Below are 18,906 nucleotides of genomic sequence, written 5' to 3' on the forward strand. Positions count from 1 at the left end.
CCCGCCCCGTACGCCACCTCGTGGGTGCCGGAGAAGGTGCAAGTCCCGTTCTCCGCCGCGCAGTTGGTCCAGGTGACGAAGGACGGCGGGGCGCCGATCAGATAGCAGGACTTCGCGGTGCCCGAGATCGGGTCGCCGAAGACGGCGTTGGTGCAAGGGGTGCCGGCCGGGAGCGTGGCGTAGCGGTACGAACCGGCGGCGCCGTACGCGACCGTCATCACGCCGGAGAAGGAACAGGTGTTGTTCTCCGACGCGCACGGGGACCAGATGTTCGTCGCCGGGGGTGCCGTCTCCGCGTAGCAGGACTTCACCACTCCGGTCGTCGGGTCGCCGAAGACCGCTGTGGTGCAGGGAGTTGAGCCGGTTGCCGTCGTGTAGTCGAAGCGGCCGTTCGCGCCGAAGGCGACGACCGATGTGCCGTTGACCGCGCACGTCCCGTTCTCCGCCGCGCACTGGGTCCAAGTGCCGGGCAGGGCTTGGGTGGTGGAGCCGGTGGAGGAGCCGCCGGTCGTGGTGTACGCGGCCACGTAGTCGACGCTCAGGGTGCCGCCCGAGGAGGTCGAGGCGCTCGGGCTGGTGCAGCCGCACGCCGCGTTGGGGAACGCGCCGCCCATGGCCAGGTCGAGGATGATCGACTGGTTGTGGTCGAAGGCCGCCTGCCAGGTGGCGGTGCCCACCTGGGCCTCGGTGACCGTGTAGTAGGCACTGCCGTCCAGGTAGAAGGTGATCGTCTCCGCCGCGGTGTTGGTGCGGTCGAGGATCATCGAGTACGTGTGGAAGCCGCTCTGGCAGCCGGGGCAGGCGCGCAGGCCGCTGCTGATTCCGGTGCCCTCGTTGCAGGGGCCGCCCGGGGAGGTGCCGCAGTGGATCGTGCCGGCCACGTCGGAGAGGGCGTTGACGTCCTCCATGATGTCGATCTCGCCGTTCTCCGGCCACTGGCCGGGGCCCAGCATCCAGAACGCCGGCCAGTAGCCCAACCCGCTTGCCGGGCTGGGCTGTTGGATGGACGCGGTGACCTCCAGCCTGCCGCCGGCGGGTGCGCCCACGTTCGCGGTCGGGGTCTGGATCCGGCCCGAGGTCCACGAACTGCCCGAGCCCAGCGCGGTGATGTCCAGGTTGCCGTTGCCGTCGAGGTGGGTGTTGGCGGTCGAGTCGGTCATCGTCTCGATCTCACCGGTGCCGAAGCTCGAACCCGGGCCGGTGTCGAACTTCCAGTTGGCCGACGAAGGGGCCGATCCCGCCGACCCGTTGAAGTCGTCGCTGAAGACGGTCGACCAGCCGGAGGGTGCTCCGGGGGCGGCTGCCGTCGCGGGCTGGGCGGTCGTGACGCCGTAGAGCAGGGCCACGATGGGGGTCAGGGCCGCCAGCCAGATCACTTGCCTCGTGCGCGGCGGGCGTCCGGTCGTGCCGGTTCTCCTCGATCTGAACATCGTCCGTGATCTGAACATCGTCCGGCCTTCCTCGTGAGGCTCGTGAGATGAGTGCTAGATGACTGCTGGATGAGTGCTGTTGGACGTAACGGGAACGGGTGGAACCCGAGGGCCGGCGGGTTGAAACGTTCAATCCGCCGGCCTCGAAGAGCCGAGCCGACTGGCGGACTACTGCACGTAGCAGGACTTCGCGGTACCGGAGATCGGGTCACCGAACACCGCGTTGCTGCACCCGGTCCCACCGGACACGGACCGGTACACATACCGCCCGGCCGCCCCGTACGCCACCTCGTGGGTGCCGGAGAAGGTGCAAGTCCCGTTCTCCGCCGCGCAGTTGGTCCACGTGGCGAAGGACGGCGGGGCGCCGATCAGATAGCAGGACTTCGCGGTGCCGGAGGCCGGGTCGCCGAACACGGCGTTGGAGCAGGCCGTACCGCCGGGCAGGGTCGCGTAGTTGAACGAGCTGCCGGCGCCGTAGGCCACCGTCATCACACCCGAGAAGGCGCACGTACCGCCCTCGGATGCGCAGGAGGTCCAGACGTTGGTCGAGGGTGGGGCCGCCTGGCCGTAGCAGGACTTGGCCGTGCCGGAGACCGGGTCGCCGAAGACCGCGTTGGTGCAGGGCGTGGAGCCGGTCTCCGTCGCGTAGTTGAACCGGCCGCTCGCACCGTAGGCCACGGCCGTCGTGCCGCTGACCGCGCAGGTGCCGTTCTCGCTCGCGCACTGGGCCCAAGTCCCGGGCAGGGACTGCGCAGTTGAGCCGGTACCGCCACCGCCACTGCTGCTGCCGGAGGTGAACGCCTGGAAGATGCGCGCGAAGTCACCGGAGTTCTGGCTGACGCCACTGCATGTGCTCTGGGCCGAAGTCGAGCCCGCGCAGCCGCCGTTGTCGCGGTTCTGCGACCAGTACGACGTCAGGGCGATACCCCGCGAGGCGTCGAAGGCTTCCACGCTGCGGGCGTTGTCGAGGGTGAAGACCTCGCCCGCGCTGTCGTTCTGGCCGATCATCGGGGTGTTGCCGAGCTTGGCGTAGGCGGCGGAGCTGGAGATGCCGAACGCGCTCGCGACCTGGCCCGCCGCCGCGTCCACGGATGTGTTGGCCGCGTTGCCCATGTCGATGCCCGAGGAGCCGTAGTCCATGGTCATCAGGTTGACGACGTCCGGGGTGAAGCCGTTGGAGCGGGCGTTGTTCAACACGTTCACTCCGTCGCCCGACAGGCCGCTGGGGAGGGCGGGGAGGGTGACCGAGATCGACAGCGAGCGGCCGTTGTTGGCGGCCCAACTGCGCACCTGGGCAAGGGCCTTGTCGCGGCGGTCGATGCCGGCGGAGTTGGTGAGGGAGGCCGACTCGATGTCGAAGTCGACGTGCGAGAGGTTGAAGGTGGTGATGACGCTCTCGATCTGCGCTGCCGCCGCCTCGGGGCTGGAACAGGAGTCGCCGATCTCGGTGAGCGCGGTGTCGGAGGTGTAGCCGCCGAAGGACACGGAGACGTCGCCGCCGAGGCCGCGGATGCCGTCGATCTGCGACTGGAGGGCGGACTGACCCGGCACCTGCCACTGACAGCCGGGGCCGTCGACGAACGCGGCGGTGAAGAACTTGGTGCCGTAGTTGTTGGCCACGTCGGTGAGGGAAACGTTTCCCGAGCCCGCGTCGAAGTACGGGGCGAAGACATGGGCGGGCCAGGCGTTCGGGGCGGAGGCCGCCGACGCGGGGGCAGCCGCCGAGGTGAGGCCAGTCACCGCGAGGGCTCCGGTCAGCAGGGCTGCGGAGAAAAGGGAACGGGATCTCGATCGGGTACGCATGCGCGACCTCCACGGGGGACGGGGGGTGAATCGATTCAATCCCTGCGCGATATTGGTGCAGACCAATTCGCTGTGTGGGCCCAGGGAAGCAGCGTTGACAGGGGCGAGTCAAGGCAAGGGCGGGTCAAGAGAAACGGGGGCGAGCGCGGGTGTCGTGACGGGCACGGATTGGTTGCGGGAGAGCGCACGTCCGCCCCAACTGCCGTACTCCCACGGCACCATGGCGTCCCATGGGGGATTCGAGCGGGGACCGGGATCGCTGCGTCGACTTCCTGCGCGCGTGGGCGATCGTGCTGGTGGTGTTCGGGCACTGGCTGATCACCGGGCTGGTGCGGGAGCCCAACGGGGCCATCGGCGCACCGGAGTTGCTCGCGACCGTGCCCTGGACCCAGTGGCTCACCCTGGGCTTCCAGATCATGCCGTTGTTCTTCCTGGCCGGCGGACACGCGGCGGGAGGTTCCTGGGCACGGGCGCGGGCCGAGGGCCGTACCGCGACCGGCTGGGTGGGGCAGCGAGCGCTACGGCTGCTCCTGCCCGCCGGGGTGTACAGCGGGCTGGTGCTGGTGGCCGTCGCGATCTGCGTGGCGGTCGGGGTGGACGCCGGCACCCTCGCGCTCGTCGGATGGGCCATGGCCATGCAGTTCTGGTTCCTGCCGGTGTATCTGCTGCTCAGCGCGGCAACTCCCGCCCTGCACGCGGCACATCGGCGGTGGGGGCTGCGGGTGCCGGTGGTGATGGGAGCGGTCGCGCTCGTCGCCGACCTGCTGGTGGTCACCGTGCACGCGCCCGGCGTGGGACTGCTGAACTACGTGCTCGTGTGGGGCGTCGCCTATCAACTGGGCTTCTGCTGGCGGGACAAGCACCTCACCGAGCGGTCCGCCCTCCCCGCGTTCATGGCCGCGGGCGGTGCGGTCGCCTTCGCCGCGCTGGTCTGGGTCGGCCCCTTCCCGGTGAGTCTGATCCTCGTCACCGGGCAGAGCCCCAGCAACACCAATCCCCCGTCGGCGGCCATGCTGGCCTGGGCAGTTGGTCAGGCCGGGCTGGCGCTGCTGCTCGCGCCCGCGCTGCGCCGGTTGCTGGAGCGCGGGCAACTCTGGCGGCTGGTACGGCCGTTGGGCGGCGCCAGCATGACGCTCTACCTGTGGCACATGCTGCCGGTCCTGATCGTCGCCGGCGCCTTCTATCTCACCGACCTCGCGCCCGAACCGGCCTACGGGTCGGGGAGTTGGTGGGCGCTGCGCGTGCCGTGGCTGACCGTTCTCGGGGTCGTGCTGGTGGGGGTCGTTGGGGCGCTGCGGCCGTTGGAGCGCGGGCTGGCGCTGACCTATGAGCGGACCCGGCCGGGCGATCACCCGCCCCGGGCCTGGGCGTTGTGGCTCGGGCTGGCCGCGAGTGTGGGCACGCTGATCTGGTTCGCCGGGCACGGGTTCGCGTACGACGGGCGGTTCCCGGTGCTGGCCGCGCTGGGGCTGGTGGTCGGGATCGGGCTGGTCATGACGACGGGGCGGAGTGCAGCGGACCAGGCCGCCTCACCACTCTCCGGTCGTGCCGGTCGCAACCCTCGCGATGCTGCGACCCCTGGAGCGCGGGTTCAGCACGAGTCAGGAGCGGACACGGCCGGGTGATCTCCCGCGCCGGCCACGGGCGTTGCGCGTCGGGCTCGCGGCGAGTGCGAGTGCTCTCACGTGGTTCGCCGGGCACGGGTTCGCGTACGACGGGCGGTTCCCGGTGCTGGCCGCGCTGGGGCTGGTGGTGGGGCGGGTGGTGGGGCTGGTAGTGGGGCTGGTAGTGGGGCGGGACGATGTGCATGTGCACCGTCCCGCCCCACCACCATCACTCAACGGGCTTAGTGCCTACCGCACTTCGAGAGGTCGATTCGCACGATCTGCGGATCGTGGTCGCTCGCCTGGTCCGCGAACTCCGCGTTGATGTGCACGACGTCGTAGTTGAACGACGTCACCGCGGGGCTGGTCAGGATGTGGTCCAGGGTCTGGGAGTTGCCGTCGTAGACGTAGGTGTAGCGCTCGGCGGCGGGGAGGGTGGTGATCAGGGGCTTGAGGACCTTGTCGGCCGTCAGCGTGGTCACCGTCTGGGAGAACTCGTAGTCGTTCAGGTCGCCGAGGACGATCGCCTTGGCGTTCTTGTCCGCCGCCAGCAGGGACTTGACGAAGGTGTTGACCTCCGCCGCCTGGGCCGCACGCTGGGTCTCGGAGCTGCGGGCCGGGGGCTGGTAGCGGCCGTGGATCGGCTGGTCACCGCCCTTGGAGATGAAGTGGTTGGCGACGACGAAGACCTGCTCGCCCTGGAAGGTGAACTCGCCGACCAGGGGCTTGCGGCTGTCTTCCCAGGCGGCGTTGGTCGGGTCGATACGGCCCGGGGAGTAGGTGAGTTCGACTCCCTTGCGGGTCTTCACCACGCTCGTGGCCGTGGTCGCGTCGCCGCCGGGGTGGTCGGTGAAGGAGACCCGCTTGGGGTTGAAGAGGAAGACCTGGCGGATGTTGCCGCCGGGCTCGCCGCCGTCCTGGTCGTTGGTCGGCGAGATGTAGCGCCACTTGTAGACCGGGCCGCCGGCCGCGCGGACCGCGTCCGTGAAGCGCTTGAGGGTGCCCTCGGCCGTCACCGTGCCGTCGTTCGTCGCGCCGTTGTCGTCCTGGATCTCCTCCAGGGCCACGATGTCAGGGGAGTTGAGGTTGACCGCGACGCCCTCGGCGAGCCGGTCGAACTTCTCCTGGGTGTCGAGCGCGTCCAGGTTCTCCACGTTGTACGTGGCGACCGCCAGCTCGTCCTTCTTCTGACGACGGGTCACTTCCTGCTTCAGGCCGTTGTCGACGAGGGTGCCGAGCTGGGTGGCCTGGACGTTGTAGCCACCGTAGGTGGAGTAGTCGAGGGGGCCGGTCGTGACACCTGACAGTTCGTCACCGACGTTGGCCGCGGGGAAGTTCGACGTCGTGTCGAGCGACATCACCTCGATACGGCCCGTGTTGGGCTGGTCGTAGGAGGAGTACAGGGTGCCGCCGCGGGCGGTGGCGTTCTCGTCCGGCTTGACCGTGACCCACAGCTCGCCGTAGGCATCCGAAGCGCCGACCACGCGGGCGTCCGCGAACGTGACCCGCATGCCCTCCAGGGACTCGAAGAAGTCCTGGGCGTAGACGGTGGGTTGGAGCGCGAGGGACTCGATGCTGCCGCCGGACGCGGTCGGGATGTAGGCGTCGGGGACCGAGGTCGCGTCGAGCGTCACGGCGTCCGGGAGGGCGTTGGCGCTGGAGAGGACCGTGGCCGTCGGGCCGGTGATCTCGGTGTTCGACTGACTGGTGCTGCTCGGGTAGTACTCGCTGACCTTGCCGGTGACCAGGACCGAGTCGCCGACCGCCACCGTGGGCTTGGTGGAGCCGGTGTAGACGAAGACGGCCTCACTGGTGCGCGGGTCGGTGTCGGGGGTCGGGTCCTGGATCCAGTAGCCGAGGGAGCCGCTGCTGCGGACGCCGGTGACGATGCCGGGGACGCGGGTGACCGTCTGGCCGGAGTACGGCGAGAGGCGGGTCGTGCCCTGGATGTCGTGGACGCGGACGGTGCCGGGGTCGGTCGGCGAGCCGCCGTCGCCACCGCCGCCGTCGCCCGAACCGGGCGTCTGGCCCGCCGAGTTGACCGGTGACGGGGTGCCCGCGGTGAAGTCGGCCGCGTTGTCGTCGGTGTCGGCGAGCGAGTCGGCGCGGGCCACCGCTGCCGTGTTGGAGGCGCCGGTGGCCGGGCCGCTGCCCTCGCGGACGACCGCGGTGCCGTAGCCCGTCAGGTCGACGATCCGGGTGTCGGCCGCGCAGTCCGCGGCGGTCTTGCAGGTGAGCGCGGTGGTGCCGGAGACCAGGGCGATCGTGCCGGAGGTGGCGCTCATGGCGATCGAGCCGCTGGCGTCGGTGGTGGGCAGCGCGGTCGTGCCGCCGCTGCCGGTGCCCTCGCCGACCAGATAGCGGGCGCCGGGGGCGACCGAACCGGTGAGCGCGGTGACCTGCCAAGTGGAGCCGGAGGACGGCGTACCGGGCAGGTACTGCACGCTGTAGCCCGACAGGTCGTAGGCCGTGGAACCGGCGTTGCCGAGTTCCACGAAGTCCCGGGTCAGGGTGGCTCCCGAGTTGCCTCCGCCGCCGTACACCTCGGCGATCACCGCCGAGGCCGACGGGGTGGCGTGCGCGGCGGGCAGGGCGGTGAAGGCGAACGCTCCCGCCGCGCCCACCGAGACAATCGCTTGGGCGGTGCGGCGGGCGCGGGGTCTGCGCCCTTCAGGTCTGGACACGCTGGCGGTCTCCTCGTACTTCGTGTAGCTGCCGATACCGGTGCCTGTGGGGAGTCGGCTCAAGTTACGCGCGTAGAAAGGGAGTTGCCAGAGGCCCTCGCGTTAAATCCAGGGAACAAGTGAGGGCGGGGACGGCGACCGCGGCCACAAAAGTGACCTTCCACACATAAGTCCGGTGATCGAATCGGGCAACTCGCGGCATTCCGGCGGACCTTGAGAGCTCCCCAGCCATAAGAGGTTAACCATTCAACCGTGGCGTTTTCCGGTTTTGTCCAGTTCACTCGGGATGGTTTGCCGCGCACCATAAGTCCGTTCTGAGCACAGGGAGCGTGTAGAGCTATGTCCAATTCACCCCATTCGTCGGAGATTCCGTTCGCTCCTCACCCGGTGAGCGCCGCCGAGGTCATCCCGGGCGATCTGATCGCTCTGACCCCGGACGACGCCGAACGCGACTGCTGGTACGTCGTGATGCACACGCTGCCCGAGACCCCGGAGACGATCCGGCTGGCGCTGCGTCCGCCGCTCGGCGGGGCCGACCGGGACGAGGTGCTCGGGCGGAACCTGCGCATCATCGTCGCCTGCCACCGGATGGACGTCGGGGCGATCCCCCGCCTCGACTCCGACGATCTCGGGGCGGTCGAGTTCCGCGACGGCGACCGGGTGACCACCCTGCGGGTGGTCGATCCGCGCGCCGACGAGGTGTCGTACGCACGGCGTTGGGGTGTGTGGCACCGGGACCTCGACGGGGCGACGGACGAGGTCGCGAGCGATGACGAGGTGCGCGGCTGGGGTGGTGCGGAGTCCGTCGTACGGCATCGTCCGCGGCCGGAGCGGGACGTGGTCGTGCACGAGCCGCGGCGGGTGGTGGTCACGGGGCTCGGGGCCGTGACGCCGCTCGGGGTCGGGGTCGGCGAGCTGTGGCGGGGGCTGCTCGACGGTCGGCACGGGATCCGGGAACTGGACGGCGAGGAGTTCGCGGAGCTGCCCGTGCGGGTGGCCGGGACCGTGCCCGTCGATCCGGCGGGGCTGCTGCCGCGGGCGGCGGCGCGGCGGATGAACCGGGCCGCGCAGTTCGCCGTGCTCGCCGCGCGGGAGGCGTGGGGTGACGCCGGGTTCGTGGCGGGCGGCACGCGGGAGAGCGGGCTCGATCCGGAGCGGGTCGGGGTCAGTCTCGGGGCGATCCTCGGGGACGCGTCCGTCCTCGTCGGCGGCGACCGCAAGCTGCGGGACAAGGGGCCGCGCGCGGTCTCCCCGCTCACCACCCCCATGACCGTGCCCTCGCAGGCCGCGTCCCAGGTCTCCCTCGACCTGCACATCACCGGCGAGGCCCGCACGGTCACCGCCGCGTGTGCCTCCGGCACGGAGGCGATCGGGGCGGCCATCGACCGCATACGGTACGGCCGGGTCGACATCGCCCTCGCGGGCGGGGCCGAGGCGGTCGTCACGCCGGCGATCATGGCGTCGTTCGCCGCGATGCGGGCCCTGTCCACGCACGGGGCGGCCGACGGTTCGTCTCCGTCACGGCCCTTCGGGAAGGATCGGGACGGGTTCGTGAACGGGGAGGGCGCGGGGGTACTCGTCCTGGAGGCCGAGGAGCACGCACGCGCGCGTGGGGCGCGGATCTACTGCGAGGCCGCCGGGTGGGGGCTGTCGGCCGACGCGCACCACATGGCGGCGCCGGATCCGTCCGGGGCCGGGGTCGCGCTCGCCGTGCGACGGGCGGTGCGGGACGCGGGCGGGCATGTCGTGGACGTCGTCCATGTGAACGCTCATGCCACGGCGACGGTGGAGGGCGACCTCGCGGAGGCGGAGGCGCTGCGGGCCGTGTTCGGGCGGCGGGCCGTGCCCGTCACCGCGCTCAAGGGACACCTCGGGCATCTGCAGGGGGCGGCCGGCGGGGTCGAGGCCGTGGCCACGGTGCTCACGCTGCATCACGGGGTGGTGCCGCCGACCGTGGGGGGTGGGGAGTTGGACGACGCGTTGGGGCTGGACGTGGTGGTGAGGGTGCCGCGGGACCTGCCGGAGGGCGGGGATCTCGCGTTGAGCAATTCGTTCGGGTTCGGGGGGCACAACGCGGTGTTGGCGCTACGGCGGGGGGGGTGACGCTGCGCGGGGAGCGGGGAGTCGGGGGAAGGCGGTTCGATTGAGCAACTGGCTCGGGGGCGGCGGGCACAACGCCGTGCCGGCGCTGCGGCGGGTGGGGTAGCGCTGCGCGGGGAACGGGGGCTCAGGCTGTTCGCTTGCGGGGAGTTGCCTTCTTCGTCGGGGCCGCCTTCTTCGCCGCCGTCTTCTTCGCGCTCTGCGTCGACTTCTTGGCCGACGATGTCGATGCCGCGGTCTTCTTCGCGGTGGCCGTCTTCTTCGTCGTCTTGGACGTCGACTTCCTGGCCGTGGTCTGCTTCGGGGTCGCCCGCGAGGAGATGGGTGTCACCTCGGCCTTCGCCGCCGTCCGCGCGCCGGCCGGTTCCGTGCCGCGCGACTCCTGCGCATCGCGGACGCTCTTCTCCAGGGCCGCCATCAGGTCGAGGACCTTGCCGCTGGGGGCCGGGGACGGGGAGTCGGCGGGCCGTTCGCCGGAGGCCTTGGCGGTGATCATCTCCTCGACGGCCTCGCGGTAGTCGTCGTGGAGGTCGGCGAGGTCGACCTCGCCCAGCGTGTCCATCAGGGCGTCCGCGAGGTCGAGTTCCTTGTCGCTGACGGTGACGCTCGTGTCGGGGGCGACTCCCTCCGGGACCCGGATCTCGTCCGGCCAGAGCAGCCCGTGCATGGCGATCACGTCGTCGACCACGCGCAGCATGCCGAGGCGTTCCCGGCCGCGCAGCGCGTACTTCGCGATGGCCACTTTCCGGCTGCGCTTCAGCGCCTCGCGCAGCAGGGTGTACGGCTTGGCGGCGGGGACGCCGTTCGCGGAGAGGTAGTAGGCCGCGTCCATCTGGAGCGGATCGATCCGGTCGGCCGGCACGAAGGCCACGATCTCGATCGTCTTCGCCGTCGGGATCGGCAACTGGGCCAGGTCCTCGTCCGTGATCGGGATCATCGTGCCGTCCGCGTCCTCGTACGCCTTGCCGATCTCCGCCTGGGCGACCTCGCGGTCCTCCAGTTCGCAGACCTTGCGGTAGCGGATGCGTCCGCCGTCCTCGGTGTGGATCTGACGGAAGGAGACGGAGTGGCTCTCGGTCGCGTTCACCAGCTTGATCGGGATGCTGACCAGGCCGAAGGAGATGGCGCCGTTCCATATGGATCGCACCTGCCGCACCCGCCTTCCGTTCCGGCTCACGTCGGGCTCACGTCCGGTCCGCGTCCGGTTCATCACATTTTCGTGGGATTCTCATCGTATGACGCCGATCACAGAGGTGGAGGGGCGAAGGCTCGCGCTCAGCAACCTGGAGAAGGTGCTGTACCCGGCGGACGGCTTCACCAAGGGCGAGGTCCTGCACTACTACGCCACGACCGCCGGGGCCCTGCTGCCCCATCTGCGGGACCGGCCGCTGTCCTTCCTGCGGTACCCGGACGGGCCGGACGGTCAGGTGTTCTTCGCCAAGAACGTGCCGCCGGGTACGCCCGAGTGGGTCACCACGGCCGAGGTGCCGAGGTCGGAGGGGCCGGCCCGGATGGTGCTGGTGCAGGACCTCGCGTCCTTGATGTGGGCGGCGAACCTCGTCACCGAGTTCCACACCCCGCAGTGGGTGATCGGGGCGCCGGGCATCGCCGACCGGCTGGTCTTCGACCTCGATCCGGGGGCACCGGCGACGGTCGTCGAGTGCTGCGAGGTCGCGGTGTGGCTGCGGGGGCGGCTCGCCGCGGACGGGATCGAGGCGTACGCGAAGACGTCCGGGGCGAAGGGGCTGCATCTGCTGGCGGGGGTGGAGCCGGTGCCTTCGGAGCGGGCCGTCGAATACGCGAAGTCGCTGGCCGTGGAGGCGGAGAAGGCCATGCCCCGGCTCGTCGTGCATCGGATGACGCGGAGTCTGCGGCCGGGGAAGGTGTTCGTCGACTGGAGCCAGAACGCCGCGCGGAAGACGACGGCGACGCCGTACACGCTGCGGGCGCGCGCCGAGCCGAGTGTGTCGGCGCCGGTGACGTGGGAGGAGGTGGAGGCGTGTCGGTCCGTGCGCCAACTCACCTTTCTCGCAACGGACATGGGGGTACGGCTGCGGGAGTACGGGGATTTGTTGGCGCCGTTGGTCGATGGGGGGTCGGTGGGGGCTGTGCCTTGATTTCCGCCCCCGCCGCCCCTACCCGTCCCGTCACCAGGGGCTGCCGCCCCTTCCGCCCCACCTGGGGGCTCCGCCCCCAGACCCCCGATCGGCCCTGAAGGGGCCTCGTCCTCAAACGCCGGACCGGCTGGATTGTGCCCGTCCGCGGTGAAGGAGCCGGCGTCAGCCGTGCCCCGTCACACCTTCCCCCACGTATGCCGGTCCCTTGCCATCGCGTGCAGTGCCTCCACGTCCGCCGGCTTCAACACCCCGCCCGTCCTTGCCAGTCCGGGCAGTTCCGTGTCCTGGAGTACGCGGACCTCGCGGAGTGGGGTCGTCACCGTGAGGTCGGTCGGGCCGACCAGGGCGAGGACCGGGTGGACCTCGGCGGTGAGGGCGTAGGACGCGCGGTCGGCGTCGGAGCGGACCCGGCGGAGGAGGGGGAGCGGGTCGCGGCGGCCCAGGGTGACCATGGGGTCGGCGATCCGGACCCGTTGTTTACGGGCGTACAGCGTGTGTACGGCGAAGAGGCCGGCGGGGCCGATCGCCAGGTGGTGGAGGCGGTCGCCGCCGGGCAGCGGGATGGAGTGGAGGGCGTGCCAGCCCGCGCCGTCGAGGCCGTCCAGGGCCTCGCCGACCGCTTGTTCCGCGGCCAGGGCGTGGCGGCGCGGGTCCGGGCGGAGCCGGTGCTGGGGGCCCGGATCCCGGTCGAGGGCCACGTGGAGTGCCTCGCCGGGGCGGTTGGGGGCCAGGTCGTCGTCCGGGAGGAGGGAGAGCCGCGCGAGTTCCGCGGGTGTCGGCACCGGTGGCGGGCCGATCGTGACCGGGCCGGTGAGGAAGGGACCGAGGGCGTGCAGCACGTCCTCTCGACGGTCCTCGCTCAGCAGATTGATCCTGGCCGCCTCCCGGTCGTACCAGGCGACGTTCCTTCCGTCCGTGTGACAGACGTACAGCCGTTCCTGACCGTGGCGCCAGGTCGGTACGATGCGCAGTCCGCTCATGCATCATCACCCCTCGACCATGGGAACAGGCGGGGTGCTCAAGGGGCAAGAACCCGGTTACCTTTGGGTCAGTCGCTGGGGCTTGGGGAGGCGCCGTTGCGGACGCGCAGGAAGCAACCCGACGTACCCGCTCCGGACACTCCGTGGAGCGAGATCGTCACCGGTCTGTGGATGGGCGGGCACGAGTTCAGGGGGCGCTCGGGGCAACGGGAGTTGGCGGTGGTGCGGGACGAGTTCGATCTCGTGCAGACGCTGCTGCGGCTGCCGGGGCACGGGCCCGACTCCGGCGTCGAGCACCATGTGTGGCCGATTCCGGACGGGCCGCTGGACGGGACGCAGCTGGCGGGCGTGATGCGGCTGGCCCGGGCCGCGTGCGACGCGCTGGACGACGGGCGGAAGGTCCTCGTCCGCTGCTATCACGGCTACAACAGATCGGGGCTGGTGGTCGCGCACGCGCTGGTCCGGCGCGGGTACTCCACCGAGGAGGCGATACGGCTGATCCGCCCCCGCCGCTCGCCGTGGGCGCTGCACAACGAACTGTTCGTGGAGTATCTGCGGGCGGGACTGTCCACGGCCCGGCTGCTGGAGGAACTGACCGAGTAGTCGAAGAACCAAGTGGTCGAAGAACCGAGTAATCGTTTCCCCGGCCCACTGAGGGGCGCGAACAAAAAGGACTTCCGTACGAATAGGGTGTCTGGGTGCCGTTCCGTCGCCCCGCCCGCACCACCGCCGTCGTCGCCCTGCTGCTCGCGACCGCGGTGGCCTGTGGTGACACCGGCGCGCTGCGCGGCGCGGGCGCGACCCCGACGGCGACCAGCCCCGCCAGACTCTGGCCGAATCTGGCGCCCGCCGCCTCCCCTGCCTACGACTTCGACGAGGCGGACACGGAGACCGTGCAGGGCGTCACCGTCCCCGGGGACGACATCCGCAAGGTGGATCCGATCGCCGTCGTACGGGCCGAGATCGCCGCGAACCCGAGCGACTACGGCGGCTCCAAGGCGCCGTACCGGGGAACGGCCGAGCGGATCGGCGACTGCGGGCGCGGCGGGGACCGGAGCAAGTGTCCCGTCCTGAAGCCGTACTACCGTGACCTCACCGGTGACGGACACGACGACCTGACGCTCGGCTTCCGGCTGCTGCCGACCAGGATGACCGCCGTGCGGGTCTACACCGTCGAGAAGCACCGGCTCGTGCAGGTCATGGCCAACGACGACGCGGTGAGCGGGGTCGAGCTGGCCGGGCATTCGGTGATCATCCGCTCGCCTTCGGAGCTGGCGGGGTACGAGTACCGCGTGCAGTGGACCTGGGACGCCGACCAGAAGGCGATGCTGCTGACCCACGACGAGTTCCTGCGCACGGGCAGCCGTAAGCACGGTGTCCGCCGCGCGACGCCCGCGCCCGCGCCCTCGGCGACCTCGTGACGGGGCTCGCGCTGCCCCGGTGGGCCGGGACCCTCGCCTTCAAGTCCGCCGCGTTCATCACGGTGATGTGCTGCGCGCTGGCCGCCCTGCTCGGCGTGCTCGTGCATGTGTCGGTGACCGACCGGACCGTGGGCCAGGCCCGCGAACTGGCGCTGGCGCGGCTGCGGACGGCGACGACCCAGTACGAGGCCGGGGGCTCGCTCCTGCACGGCGCCGGCGTCGATCCCGCGAGCCTGCCCGTGCCGTTGCGGCGGCTGGCCGCGGACGGCGACCGGGGCACGATGGTCGGCAGGCACTGGGGGCGCCCGACGATGTGGGCGGCGGGACCGGCCGACGGCGGGCGGGTGCTGGCCGTGGCGGTCGACTACTCGCAGGGCGCGGACACCATCGCCGGGCTCGACCGGGCGATCGTGTGGTCCTCGGCGCTGGCGATCGGGGCCACACTGCTGGTCGGCGCGTTCGCGGTGACCCGGGTGACCCGGCGGCTGCACGGCACCGCGCAGGTGGCCCGGCGGATCAGCGCCGGTGACCTGGACGCGCGGGTCGACGATCCCCGTACGAAGGACGCGAGCCGGCCGCAGGACGAGGTGGCCGCGGTGGCCGCCGCGCTCGACACGATGGCCTCCTCGTTGCAGGGCAAGCTGCTGACCGAGCAGCGGTTCACGGCGGATGTGGCGCACGAGCTGCGCACCCCGCTGACCGGGCTGCACGCGGCGGCCGAACTGCTCCCGCCGGGGCGGCCGACCGAGCTGGTGCGGGACCGGGTGGCCGCGTTGCGCACGCTCACCGAGGACCTGCTGGAGATCTCCCGCCTCGACACCCGGCGGGAGAAGGTGGAGCTGGGCACCGAGCGGTTGGGGGCGGTGGCCGGGCGGGTGGTCCTGGCGTCGGGGACGGACACCGAGGTCAGGGTCGTACGGGACGAGTGGGTGGAGACGGACCGGCGGCGGCTTGAGCGGGTGCTCGGGAATCTCGTCGCGAACGCGCACCGGCACGGGCGGGGGCCGGTGGTGGTGACCGTGGACGGGGCGGTGGTGACCGTGCGGGACCACGGGGACGGGTACCCGGGCTATCTCCTGGAGCACGGGCCGCAGCGGTTCCGTACGGAGGGGGGTGCTACCGGGCACGGGCTGGGGTTGACCATTGCGCTGGGGCAGGCGGAGGTGTTGGGAGCGCGGTTGGAGTTCGCGAACGTGGAGGGCGGCGGGGCGTCGGCCACGTTGACGTTGCGTTGAGAGCGGTTGTTCGTGGCTGCGCGCCCCTGAGGACAGGCCCTTGCTCGTGTGGACCAGCGTGACGAGCGATGCCTCTCATCTCCTCCTAATGTAGCGATTAGTCAGCTTCGCCCCCTTCCTGGAGGTACCCCCATGTCCCTCAGCCTCTCCCTTCGCCGTATCGGCATAGCGGTCGCCGCCGGTGCGCTCGTCACCGCCGCCGCCGTCACGCCCGCCGTGGCCGACGACGAATGGGGCGACCAGGACCAGAGCGTCAGCCGCCCCCAGGACGACGACGACTGGAACCAGCGCGGTGACGAGGACTCCGACGGTCGCGGCGACCACAACCAGCAGGGCGACGACAACGGCCGTGGCGACGACGACGGCCGCGGCGACTACAACCAGCACGGCGAGCACCACAACCCGCGCCTGTACCGGGGCGTCGTGACGGCGAGCGAACTGGCCCTGCGTTCCCGCCCGGACCGCGGCAGCAGGATCATCCGGTACGCCTACCGCGGCGAGCACGTGTCGATCTTCTGCAAGACCAGCGGCTCCAACGTCCAGGGCAACCACCTCTGGTACCTCCTCACGGACGGCACCTGGGCCTGGGGTTCGGCGCGCTACATCGACAACATCGGCCCCGCCCCCCGCTGGTGCAGCTGACGGACGAGACACACTCGTCACCCAAGGCACACAACACGTCCCATTTGGGTAAGTTCCGGACATGACCAACGCCGGAACCACCGTCACAGCGGACCTTCCCGCACCCGCTGTGCGCCTCCCCCGGCGCCGTGGCATCGAACTCACCCTCATCGTCGTGGCCGTGCTGCTCTCCGTGTACGGCTACTGCGCCGTCGGTATCGCCAAGAACGGCACGGTCCCGCCCGGCGCCGCCGGCTACGGCGCCGGGCTCGGCGTACTGGCCCTGCTGGCCCACCTCGCGGTGCGCCTGCGGGCCTCGTACGCCGACCCCCTCCTCCTGCCGATCGGGGTCCTCCTCAACGGCCTCGGCCTGGTCCTGATCTACCGGCTCGACCTGGAGACCCCGGGCGACCGGGCGGCCCCCACCCAACTCGTGTGGTCCACCCTGGGCGTGACGCTCTTCATCGTCGTGGTCGTCGCCCTCCGGGACCACCGCGTGCTCCAGCGCTACGCGTACGTCTGTGTGGCCGCCGCGCTCGCGCTGCTCACCCTCCCGGTCTTCTTCCCGGCCGTGAACGGTGCCCGGATCTGGATCCGGATCGCCGGATTCTCCATCCAGCCGGGCGAGTTCGCGAAGGTGCTGCTCGCGATCTTCTTCGCCGCGTACCTTGCGGCCAACCGCAGTGCGCTCGCCTACGCCGGCCGCCGCGTCTGGCGCCTCCAGCTCCCCACCGGCCGTGTCCTCGGCCCGATCGTCGCGATCTGGCTGATCAGCGTCGGCGTCCTGGTCCTGGAACGCGACCTGGGCACCTCGCTCCTCTTCTTCGGCCTGTTCGTGACCCTGCTCTACGTCGCCACCGGCCGCACCGGCTGGATCGCGGTCGGCCTGCTGCTCGCCGCCCTCGGCGCGGTCGCGGTCGGCCGCCTCGAACCGCACGTCCACAGCCGCGTCCTGGACTGGCTGCACCCCTTCGCGTCGATCGACGCGGGCCAGGGACCCAACCAACTCGCCCAGTCCCTCTTCGCGTTCGCGGCCGGCGGCATGCTCGGCACGGGCCTGGGCCTCGGCCACTCGATCCTCATCGGCTTCGCCGCGAAGTCGGACTTCATCCTGGCGACGGCGGGCGAGGAACTGGGCCTGTCCGGCCTCTCCGCGATCTTCATCCTCTACGGCCTGCTCGTGGAGCGCGGCTACCGGGCGGGCCTCGCGCTGCGCGACCCCTTCGGCCGGCTGCTCGCGGTCGGCCTCGCCTCGATCGTCGCGCTCCAGGTGTTCGTGATCGCGGGCGGGGTGACCGGCCTGATCCCGCTCACCGGCATGGCGATGCCGTTCCTCGCCCAGGGCGGCTCCTCGGTCGTCACCAACTGGGCGATCGTGGCCCTGCTGATCCGGGTCAGCGACTCGGCCCGCCGTCAGTACGACATCGAGGTGGCAGCGTGACCGACGCCATGACCCGCCACATCCGCCTCGCCGCGGGCTTCTGCACCCTGCTCCTGCTCGCCCTGCTGGTGAACGCCACCCGCATCCAGGTCTTCCGGTCCCCCTCCTACGACGACAACCCGGCCAACCGCCGCCAGACGATCGCCCGTTACGACCAGCCGCGCGGCGCCATCCTCGTCGCCGGCCGGCCGGTCACCGGCTCCCGGGACTCCGGCGAGCAGCTCCGCTACGAACGGACGTACAAGGAGGGCCCGTTGTACGCGCCGGTCACCGGCTTCGCCTCGCAGGAGTACGGCACGACGTTCCTGGAGCACTCCGAGGACGGCATCCTCTCCGGCACCGACGAGATGCTCTCGCCGTTCCCCCTGTGGAACGACCTGACCCGCGCCCAGAACCCCGGCGGCGATGTCGTCACCACTCTCGACCCGGCCGCGCAGAAGGCGGCCTACGACGGACTCGGCACCCGCACGGGCGCGGTGGCCGCGATCGAACCGTCCACCGGCCGCGTCCTCGCCCTGGTCTCCACCCCGTCCTACGATCCCGGGGCCCTGTCGGGCAACGGCCGTACCGCGAACCGTAGTTGGGCCCGCCTGAACGCCGACCCGGCCAAGCCGATGCTCAACCGGGCGGCACGGCAGACGTATCCGCCGGGTTCGACGTTCAAGGTGGTCACCGCGGCGGCGGCGCTGGACGCGGGGTTGGTCACGGACCTGGACGCGGCGACGAAGTCCCCCGACCCGTACACGCTGCCCGGCACCTCGACGACCCTCACGAACGAGGGCGACGGCTGCGCGGACGCGCCGCTGCGCTCCGCCTTCGAGTGGTCGTGCAACACGGTGTTCGCGAAGCTGGGCGTGGATGTCGGCGTGCGGAACATGAGCGGCACGGCGGAGGCGTTCGGCTTCAACGACACCGGCGTGCGGATCCCGTTCTCCGTCTCCCCCAGCACCTTCGACACCTCGGTGGACAAAGCCCAGTTGGCACTGTCGTCGATCGGCCAGTACAACACGCGGGCCACGCCGTTGCAGATGGCGATGGTCGCGGCGGCTGTCGCGAACGGGGGGCAGGTACGGCAGCCGTATCTCGTGGAGCGCACGACACGGCGGGGCGGCGAGACGGTGTCGACGGCCGGGTCGTCCCGCCCCGTCCGCCAGGCCATGCATCCCGCAACCGCCGTACAGATGAAGGAACTCATGGAAGACGTGGTCACCGAGGGCACCGGCACGAACGCGGCGATCCCCGGTGCCACGGTCGGCGGCAAGACCGGCACCGCGCAGCACGGCATCGGCAACTCCGGTACGCCGTATGCCTGGTTCGTGTCCTGGGCGCAGGGTGAGCGGGACATGGAGCCGAAGGTGGCGGTCGCGGTGGTGGTGGAGGACGCGTCGGCGGACCGCTCGGACATCAGCGGGGGCGGGGACGCGGCGCCGATCGCGAAGGCGGTGATGGAGGCGGTGCTCGGCCTGTGAG

Annotated in this window: 14 protein-coding genes; 9 read left to right on the forward strand and 5 right to left on the reverse strand. The window is 71.1% G+C overall.

What is annotated here, in order from left to right:
- Positions 1-1,376, reverse strand: a 1,376-nt coding sequence (locus OC490_RS00070; RefSeq protein ID WP_262055675.1) for a glycoside hydrolase family 16 protein, incomplete at its 3' end; no start/stop codon positions are given.
- A gap of 222 nt (positions 1,377-1,598) precedes the next feature.
- Entirely contained in the window at positions 1,599-3,233 is a 1,635-nt protein-coding gene (locus OC490_RS00075) for a chitinase (RefSeq protein WP_262055676.1), read from the reverse strand.
- A 230-nt stretch (positions 3,234-3,463) separates the two neighbouring features.
- Between OC490_RS00075 and OC490_RS00080 the strand changes: the two genes are divergently transcribed.
- The gene (locus tag OC490_RS00080; RefSeq protein WP_262055677.1) at positions 3,464-4,858 is read left to right on the forward strand and encodes an acyltransferase family protein; all 1,395 of its coding nucleotides are present in this window, start codon (positions 3,464-3,466) and stop codon (positions 4,856-4,858) included.
- 221 nt (positions 4,859-5,079) lie between these two features.
- Here the strand turns inward: OC490_RS00080 and OC490_RS00085 are convergent, their stop codons facing one another.
- Positions 5,080-7,461, reverse strand: coding sequence for an endonuclease/exonuclease/phosphatase family protein (locus tag OC490_RS00085; protein ID WP_262056269.1), 2,382 nt, complete (start codon positions 7,459-7,461; stop codon positions 5,080-5,082).
- 399 nt (positions 7,462-7,860) lie between these two features.
- On the opposite strand from OC490_RS00085, the gene OC490_RS00090 reads away from it, so the two are divergent.
- Positions 7,861-9,624 carry a beta-ketoacyl-[acyl-carrier-protein] synthase family protein gene (locus OC490_RS00090; RefSeq protein WP_262055678.1) on the forward strand — a complete coding sequence of 588 codons (1,764 nt, stop codon included), beginning with the start codon at positions 7,861-7,863 and terminating at the stop codon, positions 9,622-9,624.
- Between the two features lie 124 nt (positions 9,625-9,748).
- Here the strand turns inward: OC490_RS00090 and OC490_RS00095 are convergent, their stop codons facing one another.
- Positions 9,749-10,777, reverse strand: a complete 1,029-nt coding sequence (locus tag OC490_RS00095; RefSeq protein ID WP_262055679.1) for a Ku protein — start codon at positions 10,775-10,777, stop codon at positions 9,749-9,751.
- A gap of 79 nt (positions 10,778-10,856) precedes the next feature.
- Between OC490_RS00095 and ligD the strand changes: the two genes are divergently transcribed.
- Positions 10,857-11,738, forward strand: a complete 882-nt coding sequence (ligD, locus tag OC490_RS00100) for a non-homologous end-joining DNA ligase (RefSeq protein WP_262055680.1) — start codon at positions 10,857-10,859, stop codon at positions 11,736-11,738.
- Positions 11,739-11,914: 176 nt separating this feature from the next.
- Here ligD and OC490_RS00105 read toward each other — a convergent pair whose 3' ends face one another.
- Entirely contained in the window at positions 11,915-12,718 is an 804-nt protein-coding gene (locus OC490_RS00105; protein ID WP_262055681.1) for a nuclease-related domain-containing protein, read from the reverse strand.
- A 96-nt stretch (positions 12,719-12,814) separates the two neighbouring features.
- Here OC490_RS00105 and OC490_RS00110 point away from each other — a divergent pair, with 96 nt between their 5' ends.
- From OC490_RS00110 to OC490_RS00135, 6 genes are all read left to right on the forward strand, one after another.
- Positions 12,815-13,321: a dual specificity protein phosphatase family protein gene (locus OC490_RS00110; RefSeq protein WP_262055682.1), complete on the forward strand. Its 507-nt coding sequence runs from the start codon at positions 12,815-12,817 to the stop codon at positions 13,319-13,321.
- Between the two features lie 95 nt (positions 13,322-13,416).
- Entirely contained in the window at positions 13,417-14,139 is a 723-nt protein-coding gene (locus OC490_RS00115) for a hypothetical protein (RefSeq protein ID WP_262055683.1), read from the forward strand.
- Between the two features lie 65 nt (positions 14,140-14,204).
- Positions 14,205-15,374: a sensor histidine kinase gene (locus OC490_RS00120; protein ID WP_262056270.1), complete on the forward strand. Its 1,170-nt coding sequence runs from the start codon at positions 14,205-14,207 to the stop codon at positions 15,372-15,374.
- Positions 15,375-15,506: 132 nt separating this feature from the next.
- Positions 15,507-16,016 (forward strand): SH3 domain-containing protein, encoded by a 510-nt coding sequence (locus OC490_RS00125; protein ID WP_262055684.1) that lies wholly within the window; start codon positions 15,507-15,509, stop codon positions 16,014-16,016.
- 61 nt (positions 16,017-16,077) lie between these two features.
- Positions 16,078-17,436, forward strand: coding sequence for an FtsW/RodA/SpoVE family cell cycle protein (locus tag OC490_RS00130; RefSeq protein WP_262055685.1), 1,359 nt, complete (start codon positions 16,078-16,080; stop codon positions 17,434-17,436).
- 8 nt (positions 17,437-17,444) lie between these two features.
- Positions 17,445-18,905: a penicillin-binding transpeptidase domain-containing protein gene (locus OC490_RS00135; protein ID WP_262056271.1), complete on the forward strand. Its 1,461-nt coding sequence runs from the start codon at positions 17,445-17,447 to the stop codon at positions 18,903-18,905.
- Position 18,906: the final 1 nt, after the last annotated feature.

The sequence above is a fragment of the Streptomyces sp. STR69 genome (assembly GCF_024519455.1).
In the GTDB taxonomy this organism is placed as follows: Bacteria; Actinomycetota; Actinomycetes; order Streptomycetales; family Streptomycetaceae; genus Streptomyces.

Bases quoted from the DNA above. Each gene is read 5' to 3' on its own strand.
- OC490_RS00075 (WP_262055676.1), bottom strand. From the start codon at position 3,233: ATGCGTACCCGATCGAGATCCCGTTCCCTTTTCTCCGCAGCCCTGCTG.
- OC490_RS00080 (WP_262055677.1), top strand. From the start codon at position 3,464: ATGGGGGATTCGAGCGGGGACCGGGATCGCTGCGTCGACTTCCTGCGC.
- OC490_RS00090 (WP_262055678.1), top strand. From the start codon at position 7,861: ATGTCCAATTCACCCCATTCGTCGGAGATTCCGTTCGCTCCTCACCCG.
- ligD (WP_262055680.1), top strand. From the start codon at position 10,857: ATGACGCCGATCACAGAGGTGGAGGGGCGAAGGCTCGCGCTCAGCAAC.
- OC490_RS00105 (WP_262055681.1), bottom strand. From the start codon at position 12,718: ATGAGCGGACTGCGCATCGTACCGACCTGGCGCCACGGTCAGGAACGG.
- OC490_RS00120 (WP_262056270.1), top strand. From the start codon at position 14,205: ATGTGCTGCGCGCTGGCCGCCCTGCTCGGCGTGCTCGTGCATGTGTCG.
- OC490_RS00125 (WP_262055684.1), top strand. From the start codon at position 15,507: ATGTCCCTCAGCCTCTCCCTTCGCCGTATCGGCATAGCGGTCGCCGCC.
- OC490_RS00130 (WP_262055685.1), top strand. From the start codon at position 16,078: ATGACCAACGCCGGAACCACCGTCACAGCGGACCTTCCCGCACCCGCT.
- OC490_RS00135 (WP_262056271.1), top strand. From the start codon at position 17,445: ATGACCCGCCACATCCGCCTCGCCGCGGGCTTCTGCACCCTGCTCCTG.